The organism is Actinomadura sp. BRA 177 (assembly GCF_013372625.1).
In the GTDB taxonomy this organism is placed as follows: domain Bacteria; phylum Actinomycetota; class Actinomycetes; order Streptosporangiales; family Streptosporangiaceae; genus Spirillospora.
This window is the reverse complement of the sequence record NZ_JABXFD010000618.1, coordinates 1-1,126: the sequence shown is the minus strand read 5'-3', so window position 1 is coordinate 1,126 and position 1,126 is coordinate 1. Positions and strand designations below refer to the sequence as shown.

The 1,126-nt window shown below is 67.7% G+C and carries 1 protein-coding gene; it reads right to left on the bottom strand.

Going from position 1 to position 1,126, the window contains the following annotated elements:
• A partial coding sequence (locus tag HUX53_RS34625; protein WP_176407494.1) for a homogentisate 1,2-dioxygenase occupies positions 1–1,126 on the bottom strand: 1,126 nt, incomplete at both ends.

Sequence of the window (1,126 nt, the reverse complement as noted above, 5' to 3'; positions counted from 1 at the left end):
CTTCGCTGGCCAGGCCGCCTTCGCCGAGTTCGAGGGGGTGGAAGGTGTCGACCATGACGGCCAGTTCGTCGAAGAACTCGACGCCGATGCTGCGTTCGTAGGCGCCGGGCTGCGGGCCGTGCGCCAGCCCGCCGGGGTGGACCGACACCGAGCCCTGCCCGATCCCGGAGCCCTTGCGCGCCTCGTAGTTCCCGCCGCAGTAGAACATGATCTCGTCGGAGTCGACGTTGGAGTGGTAGTAGGGCACCGGGATCGACAGCGGGTGGTAGTCGACCTTGCGCGGCACGAAGTTGCACACCACGAAGTTGTGCCCTTCGAACACCTGGTGGACGGGTGGCGGCTGGTGGACGCGGCCGGTGATCGGTTCGAAGTCGTGGACGCTGAAGGTGAACGGGTACAGGCAGCCGTCCCAGCCGACGACGTCGAACGGGTGCCGCGCGTAGGTCATCCGGGTGCCGACGATGCCGCGCGAGGTGCGGTGCTTGACGTAGACCTCGACATCGGTCTCGTCCGAGACCAGCGGGTCGCCGGGGCCGTGCAGGTCGCGTTCGCAGTACGGGGCGTTCTCCAGGAACTGCCCGTAGCGCGACAGGTAGCGCTTGGGCGGCGCGATGTGGCCGGTCGCCTCGATCGCGTAGGCGCGCAGCGGCTGGTCGCCGGTCGGCAGCCACCGGTGCGTGGTGGAGGTCGGGATGATGACGTAATCGCCCTGCTCGGCGGACAGCGAACCGAAGATCGTCTCGACCGTGGCGGTGCCCGACTCGATGTAGACGATCTCATCGCCGATCGCGTTGCGGTACAACGGCGAGTCGGCCGCCGACACCACATAGGACAGGCGCACGTCGCTGTTGGCCAGGATCACCCGCCGCCCGGTGACGACGTCGGTCTCGCCCCAGGTCTCCTTGGGGAACAGCTCGTGCAGCTTCAGATGACGCGGCTTGAGGGGGTGGTTGGGCGTCGTCGACAGGTCCGGGACGTCCCAGGTCTGGGAGTCGGTGATCGCCGACGGGATCTCCCGGTGGTACAGCAGGGACGAATCGGACGAGAACCCCTCCTCGCCCATCAGTTCCTCGAAGAAGAGCCGCTCCTCGCCATTCCTGTGCTGGGTGTGGCGCTTCGGCGGCAC